12 protein-coding genes and 3 tRNA genes are annotated in these 18,044 nt (G+C 46.9%); 14 read left to right on the top strand and 1 reads right to left on the bottom strand.

The window, feature by feature from the left end; all coding sequences use genetic code 11:
* Nucleotides 1-899: 899 nt before the first annotated feature.
* The 8 genes from ACSAZK_RS06375 to cobT all read left to right on the top strand — a co-directional run bounded on the left by ACSAZK_RS06375 (nt 900) and on the right by cobT (nt 11,986).
* Complete coding sequence (locus ACSAZK_RS06375; RefSeq protein ID WP_440956532.1) at nt 900-2,915, top strand: sodium-translocating pyrophosphatase; 2,016 nt, start codon at nt 900-902, stop codon at nt 2,913-2,915.
* 1,032 nt (nt 2,916-3,947) lie between these two features.
* Nucleotides 3,948-5,153 (top strand): MFS transporter, encoded by a 1,206-nt coding sequence (locus ACSAZK_RS06380; protein WP_440956533.1) that lies wholly within the window; start codon nt 3,948-3,950, stop codon nt 5,151-5,153.
* Nucleotides 5,154-5,219: 66 nt separating this feature from the next.
* Nucleotides 5,220-6,377, top strand: a complete 1,158-nt coding sequence (locus ACSAZK_RS06385) for an MFS transporter (RefSeq protein ID WP_440956534.1) — start codon at nt 5,220-5,222, stop codon at nt 6,375-6,377.
* A gap of 204 nt (nt 6,378-6,581) precedes the next feature.
* On the top strand, nt 6,582-7,067 hold the full coding sequence (locus ACSAZK_RS06390) for an RNA-binding protein (RefSeq protein ID WP_440956535.1): 486 nt from the start codon (nt 6,582-6,584) through the stop codon (nt 7,065-7,067).
* Nucleotides 7,068-7,325: 258 nt separating this feature from the next.
* Nucleotides 7,326-7,706 (top strand): cell division protein SepF, encoded by a 381-nt coding sequence (locus ACSAZK_RS06395; RefSeq protein WP_440956536.1) that lies wholly within the window; start codon nt 7,326-7,328, stop codon nt 7,704-7,706.
* A complete protein-coding gene (locus ACSAZK_RS06400; protein ID WP_440956537.1) occupies nt 7,703-8,347 on the top strand; it encodes a ZPR1 zinc finger domain-containing protein in 645 nt (214 codons plus the stop codon). The genes ACSAZK_RS06395 and ACSAZK_RS06400 overlap by 4 nt, the downstream gene beginning before the upstream one ends.
* Before the next feature lie 515 nt (nt 8,348-8,862).
* Nucleotides 8,863-10,305, top strand: coding sequence for a proline--tRNA ligase (gene proS / locus ACSAZK_RS06405; RefSeq protein WP_440956538.1), 1,443 nt, complete (start codon nt 8,863-8,865; stop codon nt 10,303-10,305).
* A 634-nt stretch (nt 10,306-10,939) separates the two neighbouring features.
* Nucleotides 10,940-11,986: a nicotinate mononucleotide-dependent phosphoribosyltransferase CobT gene (gene cobT / locus ACSAZK_RS06410; protein WP_440956539.1), complete on the top strand. Its 1,047-nt coding sequence runs from the start codon at nt 10,940-10,942 to the stop codon at nt 11,984-11,986.
* 274 nt (nt 11,987-12,260) lie between these two features.
* Here cobT and ACSAZK_RS06415 read toward each other — a convergent pair whose 3' ends face one another.
* Nucleotides 12,261-12,494: a hypothetical protein gene (locus tag ACSAZK_RS06415; RefSeq protein WP_440956540.1), complete on the bottom strand. Its 234-nt coding sequence runs from the start codon at nt 12,492-12,494 to the stop codon at nt 12,261-12,263.
* 762 nt (nt 12,495-13,256) lie between these two features.
* Between ACSAZK_RS06415 and ACSAZK_RS06420 the strand changes: the two genes are divergently transcribed.
* From ACSAZK_RS06420 to ACSAZK_RS06445, 6 genes are all read left to right on the top strand, one after another.
* Nucleotides 13,257-13,329, top strand: a tRNA-Asn gene (locus tag ACSAZK_RS06420).
* A 63-nt stretch (nt 13,330-13,392) separates the two neighbouring features.
* Nucleotides 13,393-13,470 (top strand) — tRNA-Ile (locus tag ACSAZK_RS06425).
* 157 nt (nt 13,471-13,627) lie between these two features.
* Nucleotides 13,628-13,700, top strand: a tRNA-Asn gene (locus ACSAZK_RS06430).
* A gap of 594 nt (nt 13,701-14,294) precedes the next feature.
* Nucleotides 14,295-15,218, top strand: coding sequence for an aldolase (locus tag ACSAZK_RS06435; RefSeq protein ID WP_440956541.1), 924 nt, complete (start codon nt 14,295-14,297; stop codon nt 15,216-15,218).
* 120 nt (nt 15,219-15,338) lie between these two features.
* The gene (gene pyk / locus ACSAZK_RS06440; RefSeq protein ID WP_440956542.1) at nt 15,339-16,772 is read left to right on the top strand and encodes a pyruvate kinase; all 1,434 of its coding nucleotides are present in this window, start codon (nt 15,339-15,341) and stop codon (nt 16,770-16,772) included.
* 356 nt (nt 16,773-17,128) lie between these two features.
* The gene (locus ACSAZK_RS06445; protein WP_440956543.1) at nt 17,129-17,974 is read left to right on the top strand and encodes a hypothetical protein; all 846 of its coding nucleotides are present in this window, start codon (nt 17,129-17,131) and stop codon (nt 17,972-17,974) included.
* Nucleotides 17,975-18,044: the final 70 nt, after the last annotated feature.

Here is an 18,044-nt window from a genome sequence, read left to right on the forward strand (position 1 = left end):
AAAAGTACATTTGGGTTTTTAACACTCCGAAATAGTTTATGTGGTATTGAATTGAGTCTTGGTATATAAATTCATATTCGTTTTTCTGATTGAAAATCCGAGGAAGCTGTCAATTACAGTTCCTCATGACACTTAATATTTCACCATGAGCACAGACGTAGTTACAATTATCTTATTTATATCTTATCTTGAGATCATTATCCAAATATTTTTATAAATTACTGTTGTGTTTTTCTATTTTGTTTACCGTTTGGGCACGGGATAAATTTCCAGAGGATGAACGCAGGGTGAAGAACCTTAACCCGACCTCTATGACAAGAATGCGGTAACTTGTTACCTATTTAATAATATATAAAAATATCTAGAAAGGGAGAGATATAAAAGTGAAACTTTTTTACCCAACAACCGTTTTGGACCTATTCTCAACCCCCTGCACCCAACTCCCATATACATTTAGACAAACAAAAGCGCCAAAAAAATTAGTGAAAAGTATCCAATGACCCCGGATTTAACAACCAGGGAATAAATATCGTAGTCACCCGAAGTTTAACTCAATAAAAAAATAATAATTAATGAATATTAATTAAAAAAAGGATTGGATTAACCTTTGACCTGATAGCTGATACAAAAGTTTATATAAAAAATGACTATTTACGCAATGAATCTGAAGTGAGGCTCAGACACTTAAAGATAATACAAAAGTGGCATACAGATCAATAAAAATAATACTAAACTGCCACTTAGATTAATTATAATATTAAACTGATAAATGTATGAAATAATAATTGAATTAATACGAAAAAAGGAGAGGGAAATTAAAGCTAAAGGATGGGAGCTTTAGAAGGGATGAAAGAAATATAAAAAGAAAAAAACATCATAAACCAAAGGACAGGAAATTTATGGAAGGTTTAATATTTATTGCTCCTTTAGCAGGTTTCATAAGCCTGGTCTTCGCCGCTTTTTTCGCAAAAGGCGTCCTGAAGGAAGATGCCGGCAGCAAGAGAATGCAGGAGATAGCCGGAGCAATTCAGGAAGGGGCCATGGCTTACCTGAACCGCCAGTACAAAACGATCGCAGTGGTTTCGATCATTCTCGCGTTCTTAATTCTCTTTTTGCTTAATGACGGCATGAAAATAGCAGTCGGATTTCTTGCAGGAGCTATAAGTTCGGCTGCTGCAGGATACATCGGGATGAGTGTCTCGGTCAGGGCAAATGTCCGGACCGCTCATGCCGCCTCAAGCGGGCTTGAAAAGGCAATGTCCGTTGCGTTCCGCGGGGGGGCTGTGACAGGACTTGCAGTTGTAGGACTTGCACTACTCGGCACAAGCAGCTTTTACATCCTTTACGGGGATGTGAACCTGGTCGTAGGGTTCGGTTTCGGAGCCAGCCTTATCAGCCTCTTTGCAAGAGTTGGAGGAGGGATCTTCACGAAAGCCGCAGACGTGGGTGCGGACCTCGTGGGCAAGATCGAAGCCGGGATTCCCGAAGACGACCCGAGGAATGCCGGAGTCATTGCCGACAACGTAGGGGACAACGTGGGGGACTGTGCAGGAATGGGGGCAGACCTCTTTGAAACCTACGTGGTGACAGCCCTGGCGGCCATGCTGCTCGGATCTCTTATCATCAACACTTTCGAAAATGCAATTCTCTACCCCCTCATGCTGGGTTCGGTTGCAATCTTTGCATCCATCATTTCCGTCTTCTTCGTAAAGATAGGAAAGGACGGGGATATCATGCGGGCTCTTTACAAGGGGGTAGGCGGTTCTGCCCTGATCTGCCTGCTTGCATTTTACTTCGTGACCGACGCCCTGATGGGAGACATAAGGCTGTACTATGCATCCCTCGTAGGTGTCGCCATCATGGTACTCATGGTAGTAATCACCGAGTACTACACCTCCACCCGACACAGACCCGTGGAAAGCATCGCAGCCGCATCCGAGACAGGGGCTGCGACCAACATGATCGCAGGATTGTCCATAGGCTTTGAAAGTACCCTCATGCCCACGGTAGTGATCGTAGTAGGAATCCTGGCTTCATACTTTGTCGTAGGAGGAGCTGCAGACTCCAGCATAGGGCTTTACGGGATTGCCATTGCAGCCGTTGCAATGCTCTCCACCACAGGTATGATCGTTGCCCTGGACTCTTACGGCCCGATCACGGACAACGCCGGAGGGATCGCACAGATGGCGAAGCTTCCTGCCGACGTCAGGAAGGTTACGGATGACCTGGACGCAGTAGGCAATACCACAAAGGCAGTTACCAAAGGATATGCCATAGGTTCGGCTGCCCTGGGTGCACTTGCCCTTTTCGCAGATTACCGTATCAAGGTAAACCTCGGAGAGCAGGCCTTGAGCCTTGATGACCCGGTAGTACTTGTCGGGCTTTTCCTGGGAGCCCTGCTGCCCTTCGTGTTCAGCGCAGTTACTATGAGCGCTGTCGGAAAAGCAGCTTTTGAAGTTGTAAACGAAGTCCGCAGGCAGTTTAGGGAAATCCCCGGCATCATGGAAGGAACGAAAAAGCCCGAATACGGACACTGCGTCGATATCGTAACAAAGGCAGCACTCCATGAGATGGCAATGCCCGGCTTCCTGGCAGTGGCAGTACCCCTGCTCGTAGGAGTTGTCCTCGGCCCGAAAGCCCTTGCCGGATTCCTGATAGGAATCATTGCCGTAGGGCTCATGTTAGCCCTTATGATGGACAACGGCGGAGGAGCCTGGGACAACGCGAAAAAACTCATTGAAGACGGGGCACACGGCGGGAAAGGCTCGGAAGCTCACAAAGCTGCTGTTGTCGGAGACACCGTAGGCGACCCTTTCAAAGACACCTCAGGGCCTGCCCTCAACGCCCTGATCAAAGTAGTAAACATGGCAGCAATCCTATTCTCCTCCCTGATAATCGGAGGAGGCTTCTTTTAAAGGTGAGAGGATAACGATTTCGAAAGATCCGGGCTCCGGCCCACCACCTCACCCCCCTTTTTACCCTGAAAAGCAAAAAGCAAAGAGCAAAGTCAAACAGCAGAGCGGTCATTTTTTAACAGGGCTCTTGTTGAAGAAATTTTGCCCTACAGTAGAACTTTTGGGACCGATTATTCTACAATATTTCAAAAAAAATTTCAAAAATATTTACCCGGGAATGATGCCGTCTACCCTACCCCAGATGTGAAAAAGTAATCAGGATAAAGGGAAGAATGAGGTAAGGAATCTTATCAATACCACGGACATTGTGATACCTGCATTGTAATTAAAGTGAGGAAGTTGGGATTTCAGGAAAGAAAAAATAACTAAAAAACAACCAGATAACTAAAAAACAACCGGATTCAAAAAAGAGTACCTTGAAATCGGTTTAACTTTAGCCAACCCAAAGTTTAACTTTCGTCAAACTTTAGTAAAGGGATTGTGAGCGGGTTGGGGAGTGGGGGGTCATATGGGGAGTGGGGGGTATGGTATGTGAAAAAAGTTTCCCGCTCACAATATATTCTATGCCGATTTATTGTATAAATAGCTATCCATTTTCTTCAAGTTATTATAATATAAAGAATATCATGAGCAAAACTGACAATAAAATCTACAATTTTACAGATATATTTATTAGATGTGTTCGGATGAAAACGATTCCCATTCTTACCAAAAGTCAAACATGTACATAAACAGCAGGAATTCAGCAGATGCATAATCACGCATCCGAAATAATCAAAAGTTTTGATTTATTATTATGGAGTTAAAATTTAGAAGAATGCATAAGTTCTTATTAATAATTACAAATGAAAAGATTAAAGGTGTCAGAAGTATTTTAATTAACTTTATATCCGTAAACCCGAATATCCGGCGTATGACACTATAAAAGAAACACATTCAAGAATGGGCTGCTGAAGGGGGGCACAGTGAAAAACGAGAACAAAAAAGAGGAAGCTAAAGGATTATTTACCCTATCAACAGGGTGTGAGTGCCATGAACCCTGACAGGTTTTTGATATATACAACGGTTCTCACAATCATGGGGCTTTCAAATGCTGTAATCCCCATCCTCCCGGAACTTGCAGCCCAGGACCACAGTAGTTTCGGGGCGTTTGCTTCCAGCCTTCTCTTTTCAGCTTATTTCCTTGGAGCCCTCGCAACAATGCTCCCTTTCGGCATCCTGTCAGACAGGTTCGGAAACCTCAGGTTCATAGGACTCGGTATCCTCCTTACAGCAGGTTCCGGCCTGATCATCCTGCTTTCCGAAAACCTCTGGGTCCTTCTGCTCGCAAGGTTTGTGGAAGGCTCGGCCTGCGGAGCGTTTTTCCCGGCAGCCTTTTCCACCCTTTCAGAATACCGGAACCCGGGGCGCTACATGGGAGAATTTACCTTTCTGCTCAACGCCGGCCTGGCCGCAGGCACCCTTTTCTCAGGACTGCTGGCCGAAACCCACCTGAAAGGAGCAATTTTTATCTTCACGTTCATGTCATTTCTCCTAATCCTGCTCATTCTACCCAGGAACCGGGAACTTAAAAGTCCGGGCCAGGCAGGAAAGAAAACCACGGAAAACAGATCCGTGGTAAACAGCACTATAGGAAACCGAAATACGGAGAAACGAAATACAGGAAACCGAAATACGGGAAACCGGCCGGATTCCATTTCAGACCCCTTCAAACGCGCCTTCGGAACACTTACTGCAGTTTTCCGGGGAAGGAATTCCAGAATATTGCTCCTTTCCATGCTCCTGAACGGAGGGGTAGGGATTCTCATAGCCTACTACCCGGATTATAGTGCGGACTTCCTGACAAAAGCCCAGCTTGGAAGTTCCATTGCAAGCCTCTACATCTGTGCCATGATAACCTCACTCCTTATAGGCCGCTTTTCCATAGGGGAAAGAACCATGATAAGGATAGGGATTGCTTTTTCTGCACTTGGAGCCTTTCTTGCAATCCAGTACCCTTTCCCCGGCTTCTCCTGCCTGGGAGGAGGCTCGGGAATTGCCATTGTAGGGTTCTCCCTGGCCTTTGCCCGGATGGACATAGACAGAGGCCTTGCCATGGGGCTCTTTAACACCACAATCTATGCAGGGCTTTCCCTTGCCCCGATCACAGCAGGACTTTTTACAGGGGTCCTGAGCCTGGAAGAAATCTTCCTGGCAAACGGCTGCATCCTAACAGGGGCTTTTTTCCTGAAAGAATGAAAGGAAAATAGGATGAAGAAAGAAGAAAATAACAGTGAAAAAAAGAAAAACAAGAAAGAATAATCTATGAACTCAAGAAAACTCATACTCTACTCCTCGGTCTTTGCGGTCCAGGGACTCTGCAATGCAGCGATTCCTGTCCTTCCGGAACTTGCAGGAGGGAGCACAAACTCTGCCGCAGCCTCGAACCTGATCTATTCCGGGTATTTTCTGGGGGCATTTCTCACTCTTCTTCCCTTCGGGGTCCTTGCAGACAGGATAGGAAACCTGAAAGTTGCAGGACTCGGGATTCTGCTGACTGCCCTCTCGGGCCTTGCCATATTCCTATCTGGCAACCTCTGGGTCCTGGGGATTTCCAGGTTTGTGGAAGGCATGGGTTGCGGGGCATTTTTCCCGGCAGCCTTTTCCATGATAGCCGAATGGAAAGACAGCAAACGCAGCCTGGGAGAGTTCAATTTCCTGCTAAATGCCGGACTTGCAGCCGGGGTTCTTTTAGCGGGGCTGCTCGCAGGGCAGGGTATTAAGACCGCAATCGGAATCTTCACCCTGCTGGCGGGGCTTTCCACCGCCTTCCTTCTCACGGAAACCGGGGAACTTCTGACCTCCGGGGGAAATGCAATAAACCAATCCACCAGATTTCGAAAGGTCAGTCCTGCCAAAAGGAACCAGGGAATGTCCTTCTTTTCCGAACTTAGCCGCCAGCTGAAAAAAAGCTGCGAAGCGCTTTTCGGAAAGAGCTTCGGGAAAATCTGGAGCACTTCGGTCCTGCTCTACGGGACCACCGGACTGCTGACTGCAAATTTCCCGGAATACAGTGCGGACTTCCTGACAAAGCCGGAACTGGGGATTGCGATTTCTGCTTCATACCTGGCCGCAATGTTGAGTTCCCTGGCCGCAGGCAGAACTAAGGCAGGATATAAAACCATAATCAGGGTAGGGATAACCTTTGCAGTTACAGGGATCCTGCTTTCCGTAAAGTTACCCCTGCTGGCTTTTGCCTTGATAGGAGCAGGGGGGGGAGCCGCGGTGGTTGGCCTGGTCACGGCCGTCTCCCGGATCAGCTCCAGCGGCTTTGCAATGGGGCTTTTCAACACAGGAATCTATGCAGGGTTAGGCCTGGTCCCCGTGTTAGGGAGCCTCTTCCTGGGCCATTTCAGTTACGAAGAGGTTTTCCTTGGCAGTGCCCTGGCACTCCTCCTGATGCTTTTTGTGAAAATTGATTGACTTGCTTGAGTGAATATTGAGTCAATGAAAGCAGGAGCTCCGGGGCAAAAAATACCCGGAGGAAAAATAAGGAACTCAGGGAAAGAAGACAAGAAACCTACCCAGAAAAGAATGAGGAAGTTGCAAAAACTTCGCACAAGCTTTAAAAAGCCAAAAACCCCTATGCTATAGCAATACAGAATTTTTTGATATTTGGGTGATTGGTTGAAGATAAGATCCAGAGTTCAACTAAGAAAAAATGCGAAGAACAAACTTGTAAAGGAACTTGTTTCCCTTTTCGGAGAAGGGATTTCCGGACTGGCCGACAGCAACTTCGAAAAGCTAATCACGGACGAATACACCCTCATCCTGGTGGGAGGCAAACCTATGATTTTTGAAGTAGAAGGAAAGCTTTTCCCTACCGTCCGCGGAGCCCTTGAACTGGAGCTCAAACAACGTCTTGTTGTCGTGGATAAAGGGGCAGTCCGCTTTGTTTCGAAAGGTGCGGACATTATGAGCCCCGGAATCGTAGACGCAGACCCGGAAATAAAGGAAGGTGAACTTGTGATCATCGTGGAAGAGACCCACGGAAAAGCCCTTGCAATAGGGAGAGCCCTTATGGACGGCTCCACGATGGCAGAGTCAGATTCCGGAAAAGCCATCAAGTCAATTACTTATGTTGGAGATAAACTCTGGAACCTGGAAGTCTGAAAAAGTCCCGGCCCCACAGCATACGGGGCTAAGGGCTCCAGAAAATGACCTGAAAACAATCAGACCTGAAAACAACCGGACTTGAAACCGATCAGATCTGAAACCGATCAGATCTGAAAACAACCCGGAAACCCCCCAAAAAAGGACATCTTATGTAAAGGAAATCAGGGCCTTTTTTAACAGCAAATTTAATTAGTTATAGATTTCAATATAGGAAAGTACTATCTAAATTAAAAAAAATAGAAAAGGCGTGCATAGATGGCGAAACTCATAGACAAGATCCTTGGCGGCAACGTAAAAAGCGCGACCATTGCCGACGACTACACGGAAATTGACCTCAGCAAGTATGAGGAGGTCCTTGAGGACGAACCTGCGGAAACCTACATAAAAATTGCAGAAATAACGAACATCAACCAGGTAGCCGCACTGAAACAGGAAGTGTACAACGGGAACATCCTGATGATCGATATTTCGAACATCCGGAGTGACGAACTGCTGAGGGATAGGGTTTTAAAAGAGCTCAAAGATGTAGTGGTTGACGTCCACGGAGACATTGCAGGAGTTAAAGGAAGTACTGTGATCGTAACCCCCACGGGCGTAAAGATAGACAGATCCAAACTCATTGGTGGAAGATATTGAACAAAGATTTTTTTACACAAGAAAGTTTTGAGACCCGGGTCTCCTGCCCACTCTGTCACAGTGAAATGGTGATGCACTGGCAGAGGGATAATATCCCATATTTCGGGGATGTCATGTACATAAGTGCGAATTGCAAATGCAGTTTCCGCTTTGCAGACACCATGATCCTCACAAGCAAGGAGCCTATGCGTTATGAACTGACAGTTGAAAACTTGGAAGATCTGGACGCAAGGGTCATACGTTCGACCTCAGGTACCATCCGCATCCCGGAGATGGGGATCAATATCGAGCCCGGAGCGGTTTCGGACTCATACATAACGAACATCGAAGGTGTACTGCAACGGGTCCGGGATGTCCTGGAAATGGCAGGTAGATGGGTAAAAGATGATGAAGAAAGGTTATCCCGCAGCCAGGAACTTCTCTGCATGCTCGATGAAGTGATCGAGGGTAAAAGAACGATTACGGTCATAGTCGAAGACCCCATGGGAAACAGTGCGATAATTTCAAAGAAAGTCAGGGAATACAAACTCACTAAGGAAGAAATTGAAAAGCTCAACACAGGTATGATCGTATTCGATGTTGATAAATCCGAACTGGAAATGGACGTATCGGACAATGTCCAGCCTCTCGGAGGAAACTAATTCTTTTTTCCCGATTATTCAATAGTTCGGAAAGGGGCCCGGGGACCAGAAAGCCCGCATAGTTTTCACACAGTGCTCACGCAGTACTAATATATTGCCAGTATCGTACCCTTATGGCTCCAGAATCTACCCAAATAGTTGTTAACTTTTATCCCTGTATACCAGCTTTAATTTAAAAACAAAACACTACATTTGTCCCTATACTACGCACTTACACCCTTCACGGTCAAGTTTAAACTCCTTAAAATTACGGTTAGAACCCCACACAATTAATTTTACATCCCCTTAAATTAACTTAAATCCCTTAAATTAACTTAAATCCCTTAAATTAACTTAAATCCCATAAATTAACTTAAATCCCTTAAATTAACTTCAAAACCCCATTACAATTCAAACAGGAAAATCCCTGCACACCTTTCGAAATTACATTTGAATCCTTTAATATTACGTTTACACCCTTCATGATTTGAATCCATCATAAGAATTAATTGATATTACGGTAATACGGTGAAGCTATGGCAGAAAGTGAAAAAGAAGCAGCACTCCCTCCAAAAGAGGAATTTAGCGATTGGTACAACGACCTCCTGTGGATGGCCGAGATCATGGACGTCCGCTACCCTGTAAAAGGGCTCTACGTCTGGTACCCCTTTGGTTTCGCAATTAGGAGGAGCACTTACGGGATAATCCGGGAAATCCTTGACGAAAGCGGACACCAGGAAACCCTCTTTCCCCTACTGATCCCCGAAAACGAGTTCATGAAGGAAGCCGAGCATATCAAAGGCTTCGAAGATGAGGTTTACTGGGTGACTCACGGAGGAAAAGACCCCCTGGACGTCCCCCTGGCGCTTCGCCCCACCAGCGAGACTGCAATTTACCCCATGTACAGGATCTGGGTCAGGTCCCATGCGGACTTCCCCCTCAAGCTCTACCAGGTAGTAAACACCTTCCGCTATGAGACAAAGCACACCCGCCCCCTTATCCGGCTCAGGGAGATTACCTCTTTCAAGGAAGCCCACACCGTGCACGCCACCTGGGAAGATGCCGAAGCCCAGGTAAAGGAAGCCGTGGAGCTTTACACCGAGATGTACCGCAGGCTTGCGGTCCCTGTGCTCCGCTCGAGGCGCCCTGAATGGGACAAGTTCCCGGGAGCCGACTATACAGATGCCATTGACGCCATGATGCCGGATGGAAAGACCCTCCAGATAGGGACCTGCCACCACCTCGGGGACAACTTCGCAAAGACCTTTGACATCACCTATGAGGACTCCGAGGGGGAACAGCGCTACGCTCACCAGACCTGTTACGGGATTTCCGAGCGGTCCATTGCAGCGACCATCTCCATCCACGGAGATGACAAAGGCCTCGTCCTGCCCCCGGAGATCGCCCCTGTCCAGGCAGTGATCATCCCGATCATTTTCAAGAAAGGGGCAGAAGAAGTCCTTGCAGCCTGTAAAGACGTCCAGGCCCGGCTGAAGAGGGTTGGCGTCAGGGTAGAAATCGATTCAAGTGACCTTCGGCCCGGAGCAAAGTACTACAGGTGGGAAATGAAGGGAGTTCCCCTCCGCCTTGAAATCGGGCCCCGCGACCTGCAGAACAACGTGGCAGTTGCAGTCCGGAGAGACACGGGAGAAAAAGAGCAGATTCCCCTCCCGGAAATTGAAACAGGAGTACTTTCCAGGTTCGAAGCGATCCATACCAGCCTCTATGAAAAGGCGAAAGCAGAACTTGAAAACCGGATCTTTGCCTGTTCAGACCTCGAAGAAGTCAAGGAAAAACTCCCTGACGGCGTGCCTACGATCCACTGGTGTGGCAAGAAGGACTGCGGACTTGCTATGGAAGACCGTATCGGAGCCGGAATTCTCGGCATCCCCCTGGACCAGGAAGGAACGGATGAAGGAAAATGCCCTATCTGCGGCGAAGAGACCAGAACCCGCGTGTATGTGGCAAGGACCTACTGAAAAAAAATTACTTCTACAGCCTGCCCAGGGAAAACCAGGGGCATGAGAAATATATTATTTGAACTGGAATTGAGGGTGTCCTCCGGGAGACATCCCTATTCACAGGAAAACTTCTTTTTTTTAAATGTTGGCATTTGCCCATAATCGGAAGAAATATAAAATTGCATATAATAAAAATAGTCATATGACCCGGTAAACTGTTCATTGGATATATAAACCGGGAGATTATTGCTTTATCGGCATCCAGCCGCCGGAATCTGCCAGTAGGCCAAAAACACTAAAAAAAACTAAAAAACTAAAAAACACTAAAAACACTGACAAAAAGTATACACAATTGATCTTTATTAGGCGTTAAAAAGAGATTAGCCACATGAAGTCGTAATTAAACTAAAATAAAGTAAAGTTAACTTGAGCAAGAACAAATTTTATTTTATTGTTGATTAAGATTAAATATTATTTAGTCGATAAATCCTTCATATATTTATCAGATATGTATTCGCACCTCAGGCACTAATTCAAAAATCACAGAAATCACACTATTAAACCACACTATTAGTGCGAAATACAGTACGAAACATCACATATTTATAGAAAATTTACCTGGAGTTAATTTTAATTATAAAGGAGATATGATATGGCCTGGATTGAACCGGAAATACCAGCGAAACCTAAAAACCCGTTGTTCTTATGCGTGCTTTCGAACACGAAGACCGCACACATCCCGAAGCTCTCAGCCGCAGGAAAAACCGCCGAACTCACGGACTATACACCTGCTGGGGACGCGGAACTCATGGAAACCGGAAACATAATCAGTGTGCCCGTGCTGCCCATGACACCCCCCTATGACACCCCAACCCCTGCTATCATGACCCGCTCGGCGCTGAAGCTCACTGGGACTCCTTACCATTTTGTAAATTCAGGCCTTATCGTGACTCCGGGAGTTCCATGCATCGACCTGAAAGCAAAACCGGGAGAAGACATCAGGGAAGCTATTGCTGTAAGGGATGTGCAGGGAATCTACGAACGCGCAAAGTTCCTTGCCAAGAGGCTCAGGGACCACACCGACCACGTAGTCATAGGGGAAAGTATTCCTGGCGGGACGACTACTGCCAAGGGGGTCTTGAGCGCACTTGGTTATGACGGGAATGTCAGCAGCAGTGCAGACGAAAACCCTCTGGAACTGAAAAATAGGGTAGTTGCCGAAGGGCTGGAAGCTTCAGGCCTGACCTTTGGAAGCCTGAAAGACGACCCCATGAAAGCCATCGCCTGTATGGGAGACCCCATGATGCCTGCAGTGGTCGGCCTTGCTGCAGGATTCCAGGAAAAGGGTGTTAAGGTTGTTCTCGGCGGCGGGACCCAGATGGCAGCTGTCTATGCCCTGATCAAGCACCTGGGAATCAACACCGAAAATATCTCCATCGCTACCACCCGCTATGTAGTTGAAGACAAATCGGCAAACTTTATGGAACTTGCCAAAAATCTGGGCGTGCCCGTCTATGTTGCAGACCCCGGATTTGGGAAATCTACCCTGAAAGGGCTTCACAGGTACGAAGCGGGAACAATCAAAGAGGGAGCAGGAGCAGGTGGGGCCATGTACCTTGCAGGCCTCCACGAGATCAGCCAGGACGAGTTCAGGAGCGAAGTAGAAAACGTCTGCAAAGTGCTCAAGGCAGGGGAATGAGATTTTCAGATTCTCATACCCCCCACCTTTTACAAAATAGGAAATAATACCAGATTTTTCAAGCCTTTTTTTTCAAACCTTTTTTTCAACTTTTTTTCAACTTTTTTTCAACTTTTTTTCAATAAAGTCCAAACGGATAAGAGAAGCTTAAAGAAGAGAAGGAACCTCAAAAAAAGTTGAAAAAAGGTATTGAGAAGCAAGAGCCTTTTAAGGCTCATCTTCAAAACAATATTATTTTTCGATTGGGCCGAACTGTAACATATATATTCCGGAATTAAATTTCAGTCAGAAACTCCGGGTTACTCTCAGTGCATTCCATATTCTTGAGAGTGCTAATCCCGCTTACAGGCACCTGCTCCTTAATTACACCGGACGTTTCAAATAGGCAGGCAACCGAACTTATGCGTCCGCATTTACGGCAGTAGTAGAGAACGTTTGAACCTACTACCTGACGTTTCAGGCGGGTGTCGCATGTGCTGCAGTAAACGGAGGCATTGAATTCATCCATTAAGGCCCCTCATTCGTAAATCATAATTGAGTCAAGTCTTGCAGTACCTATTCGTGTCCAGTATTTGCAGATCGGACAGTACTGGAGTTCCCCGCTTGCACTCATTTTCAGTTCAGCATTACATTTTGGGCATGTTTTAAGATATTTCGTTTGATAAACCCCCTTAGATCCATTTTTAGCGGTCGGACCGAAACAGGACCAAAAAGCTCGAAACAGCAACGGAAAAAAGCCGTATACTGCTCTATCGAAAAAGACCACACTGCTCTAAACAATACCTGAAAGTACTGGAACAGCACTGTCCCCAGGTCCTCAACTGTTCGAAAGGCGCATGCAGGCCATCCCTGGCTCCACACGATTCAAATTCCCCCGGGCAGGTTTCAGCATAAAGCAGATTAAATTGACCGGAACGAAACCGTTCCGTGGCCAAACCTGTCCATTACGTCGCACAAGAATGCAAACGTAATCTTATATATTGCCCCCAAATGCATATAAGGTTTGGTATACAGCTAAGGAACCTGAACCAGAAGAACATAAACCGGAACACACCACACCACCCGCGGGGACACCTAGCAAATAATTGAAAACAGATTGCAGCGCTGAGGCAGAGAGAAATCTTTCACAATCCACACATTTCTGCAGTCTTAAGTTGTTTGGCCAAGACATCCCCGGAAAGGCCCCCCAAGGCGTAATATATAAATACTATTATCGCTTTAGGAGTGTTCGCGACAGGGTGAGCAAAAAAGGGCACACCCGATACCAAGAGCCGCCATAACTCAGTTGGTAGAGTGTCTGGCTGTTAACCAGAATGTCGTAGGTTCGAGCCCTGCTGGCGGCGTAAGTCATTTGCAATTTTTATAATGCTTTTTCAAGCAGTTCAAAAACTATCAAGAAGCGCTGGGGGCCTGTAGCTCAGTCCGGTTAGAGCGCTCGGCTCATAACCGAGTGGTCGCTGGTTCAAATCCGGTCAGGCCCACCATAAACTATTTATTGAAAAACTCAATAGTACGAGAGCCTGAAAAACACCCGTATAACCACGTCCGGACGATTCAAGTCCGTGCGGTTCAAGCCTGTACGGTTCAGGACAGTACAATTCAAGGAAAAGCTCTTTTAGAGAGCCAGTTCCCAACCGAAATGCCGCCATAACTCAGTTGGTAGAGTGTCTGGCTGTTAACCAGAATGTCGTAGGTTCGAGCCCTGCTGGCGGCGTAAATCCTGTTTTGTTATAATTCTACTTTTTTAGGCACATATTTTCCATTCCAGAGCACATACCATCCTTAGGGTTCATACCATCCTTAGGGTTACTTCAAGGACCACATCATCTTCTTAGGACCATATTTCCCATTTCGGAACAGACCATTCTTAGGACCACACCCCCTTTTAACCACAATATAACTTACCAGCTCAATCAACAAGGTTTGTATCAACTGCCTATGTATTCAAACCCCCGAAATACTTAATAATTCCAAATAGAATATTCATAATGTAGAAAAGTGGGGAAATTAGAAAGACTGACATTTATAAACTAACAGCAAAGAGGGAAAATTTAAAGAATATCCGGGGATTTTACCCAGCCGGCCTTAAATATAGAGTTTCATTACCAGAATCGTATTCCGTTACCTGAGAACTGAATAAAACCCCTTTTTGCTTTCGGCTCTGACCCTGATTATTAATACAGAACACGTTTTTATGAAAATAATTAAGCCAGTTGGAAAGATATAGATAAATACGGTTTCAAAGTATCTACTAGCATCAATCTCGCAAAGTATCATAACAGCATCAATCAAAATGAGGTTTACAGACATGGTTTCAATTAAAAGTGAAGACGTAATCGTACCTTTAGACGTGCCAAAAGCAATGCGCGAAACATACGTAAAAAATTATATGGAAATCACCAGAAACACCGGCAGGCTCATGCTTTTTGCGGGAGACCAGAAGGTTGAACACTTAAACGACGACTTTTTCGGGGAAGGCATCCCTGAAGACGACGCTGACCCCGAGCACCTCTTTAAGATCGCAGCCGGAAGCAAGATAGGAGTCTTTGCAACCCAGCTCGGTCTGATTGCCCGCTACGGCATGGACTATCCTGACGTACCTTATCTTGTGAAGGTGAACTCCAAGACCCACCTCGTGAAAACCGCACAGGCTGATCCCTTCAGCAACCTCTGGCTTGACGTTGACCAGGTTGCCGAGTTTAAGGAAAACAGCGAACTTAAGATAATGGGAGTCGGGTACACCATCTACCTGGGCAGTGAGTTCGAAGCCGAGATGCTCGTACAGGCCGCACAGGTCGTTTACGACGCCCACCAGCATGGGATGGTCACAGTGCTCTGGATCTACCCCCGCGGGGAAGCCGTGGTAGATGAAAAGGACCCGCACCTCATAGCCGGAGCAACCGGAGCAGGGGCATGCCTGGGAGCCGACTTCGTGAAGGTCAACTACCCGAAGAAAAGCGGCGAATCCTCCGCCGAGATATTCAGGGAAGCTGTAAAGGCAGCAGGGCGCTCCAAAGTGGTCTGTGCCGGCGGTTCAAGCGACGACCCCGAAGCCTTCCTGAAGAAACTCCACGCCCAGATCCATATTTCGGGAGCAGAAGGAAACGCAACCGGCAGGAACGTCCACCAGAAACCCCTGGACGAAGCCGTCCGCATGTGCAACGCCATCTATGCAATAACAGTCGAAAACACAAGCGTGGAAGAAGCCCTGAAAATCTATAAAGGCGAATAATCATAATTACCGGTAATGCCCGGACCTTAAGGGCATCATGTAATTGAAATAAAGATCCCAAAAACGGCTTTGAAAAAAGGCTTTAAAAAAAGGCTTTGAACATTGAAAGGCCGTGAAAATATGCAATTTCCGGACCACAAGACAAAGATCGTATGCACCATAGGCCCTGCCTCCTCTTCCGAGAGCATGCTCAGGGAAATGGTGCTAAAAGGCATGAACGTGGCAAGGATTAACTTTTCCCATGGAAACTTCGAGAGCCACGGAGAGATAATCCGGCGGGTCCGCAAGGTCGCGGAAGAACTTGACCGGGTCGTAGCCATCCTTGCAGACCTTCCTGGCCCCAAGATCCGCATAGGAAAGCTTGAAAAAGAACCCATTATGCTTCACAAGGGGCAAAGGGTCACCCTGACCGTGGAAGATGTCCTGGGCACTGAAGAACGCATCCCGGTCAACTACGAACAGCTCCCGGAGAGTGTGGAGAAAGGAAGCCTTATCTACCTGAGAGACGGCTTCATCCAGCTTCGCTGTCTCGAGGTTTCCGGAAAGGATGTACTCTGCGAGGTCCTTATAGGAGGAGAACTCTTTTCCCACAAAGGGTTGAACCTGCCAGGGGCAAAGATTTTCCTGGACACGGTGACTGAAAGAGACCTTGAAATCCTGGAGTTTGCCCTTGACGAAGGAGTGGACACCTTCAGCGTCTCTTTCGTGGAAAAAGCCGAGGACATCCGGAAGGTCCGGAACTTTGCGGCAGACCGGGGAAAAGCCGCCTATATCGTTGCCAAGATAGAGCGAGGGCAGGCGGTCCGGAACATAGACGGGATCCTGGAAGAAGCCGATGCCCTGATGGTTGCCAGGGGAGACCTTGGGGTGGAAATTCCGATTCAGGAGATGCCGGCAGTTCAGAAAGAACTCATTTACAAAGCCAAACTCCTCGGAATTCCGGTGATCACGGCAACCCAGATGTTGATATCCATGACCGATAACATCCGCCCCACCAGAGCCGAAGCGACAGACGTTGCCAACGCCATTCTGGACGGAACGGATGCTGTAATGCTCTCGGAAGAAACCGCAGTCGGAAGCTACCCGGCAGAAACCGTGGGGATGATGGCAAAAATCGCAAAAGCCACCGAGAACTGGCGTATCAGGACGAAATGGGGGCTCGATACGATTCTCCAGGGTATCCTGGCAAGGGAAATGTCCGTGGACGAAGTTATCACCCTCCAGGTCCACGAAGCGCTCCAGAAACTTCCCGTGGCTGCCATCCTTACCCCGACCCGGAGCGGGGCAACCCCGCGCAGGATCTCCCGTTTCAAGCCCGAACCCTGGATCCTGGCTTTCAGCCGTTTCCCGAAAACCTGCAGCTGCCTCTCCCTGTCCTATGGGGTCTACCCGATCTATGTCAAATACCCGATTGAGGGCTGGGAGGAAAAAGCTACGGAGAAGGCGAAAGAGCTCGGCTTAGCAAAGACCGGAGACCTTGTAATCTACACCCAGGGCCCAGCCTCCGGAAAACCGGGAGGCACCAACGTGCTAAAAATCCTCACGATGGATTAAAATCGGGAAACCCCGAAATCCATAAAACTTTATATGTAACTTTAGCTTTTGACTCTTACCTTTATTTTTAGCTTTAATTTTAGCCTTTAGTTTTTAAATTTAATTTTTAAATTTAACTTAAAAGTCAATTTAAAACACCATTCAAAAAATCAATTCAAAAAATCAATTCAAACCGTTTTCTGAATAAAAGAAATACAAATACGAAAAATTTTTCATGCCAATAAATTTAGATACCAGATGTATGTTTTTACCTTCAAGAGTAATTTACCTGATGTTATGAGGAGTCACTAATGAAAAAGAAAAAGGACCCAGCAACAAAAAACCAGAAATATTTGGCAATTTTCCTGGCCGGAACGATGTTTCTATCAGCTTTCATGATCTATTTCACAGCAACTTCGAAGACGAACAGTGATAATGAGATCCCGGTTCCTGCAGAAGGAACAGAGGAAGCCCAGATCATCGCATTCTACCAGGTCCCTGGAAAGCAGGTCCAGCATGAATTTAATTCCCTTGCCGACGGGCTGGAAATGTCACCCGGGGGACCGGTCAACGCCCTCTATGTTGACCTCCAAAAAACGGAAGGCACGCCTTTTGAAATGGCCCTTGGAGACATGGAAATGATAAATAACTTCTATGGTGCCGAAGTTACGAAAAGGTACAGTGCAAATTACGCCGACGGAGAAGGTTTCGAACTTCACCAGATCCCTGAGCAGCAGATTATTATGCCCTGGGGTGCGGTCGAGTACAGCGGCTACCAGCTCCTTGCCAGGACCAACAACACTTACGACATCTGGAACGTTGTCGGAAACCCCGTAATCCTCGGATCCCGCCAGAACGTTGAAAGCGTAATCGATGTCATGGAAGGAAACACAACTTCTGCCCACGAATACGACCAGCTCCTGAACCTGACGTCTCCTGAAGACAGCATCTACCAGGAAGTCTTCACAAACACAGGGTTTGAAGAAGTCCCCTTCGCCCAGTACTACAAAGACCTCAGAAAACTCGATGACGGGAGTTACAGCCAGACAACCATCTTCCAGAACCCCGAACCCGAGCTTACGGAAAAGATCGCAACAATGCAGGCAAACTGCAGCGAGCGCAATGTCAGCTATGAAGTGACCAGCGAAGGCAACATTACCAAACTCATAATAACCGCAGACTTCATGAGCCTGAACAACGAAACCAGCCTGCTTCTGGCATAAAGCAGGCTCGCTTTTTCCTTTTTTATTCGTTTTTATGATTCGTTTTTATGATTCGTTTTTATTTATCCAG

The sequence above is a fragment of the Methanosarcina sediminis genome, from assembly GCF_052056915.1.
In the GTDB taxonomy this organism is placed as follows: domain Archaea; phylum Halobacteriota; class Methanosarcinia; order Methanosarcinales; family Methanosarcinaceae; genus MTP4.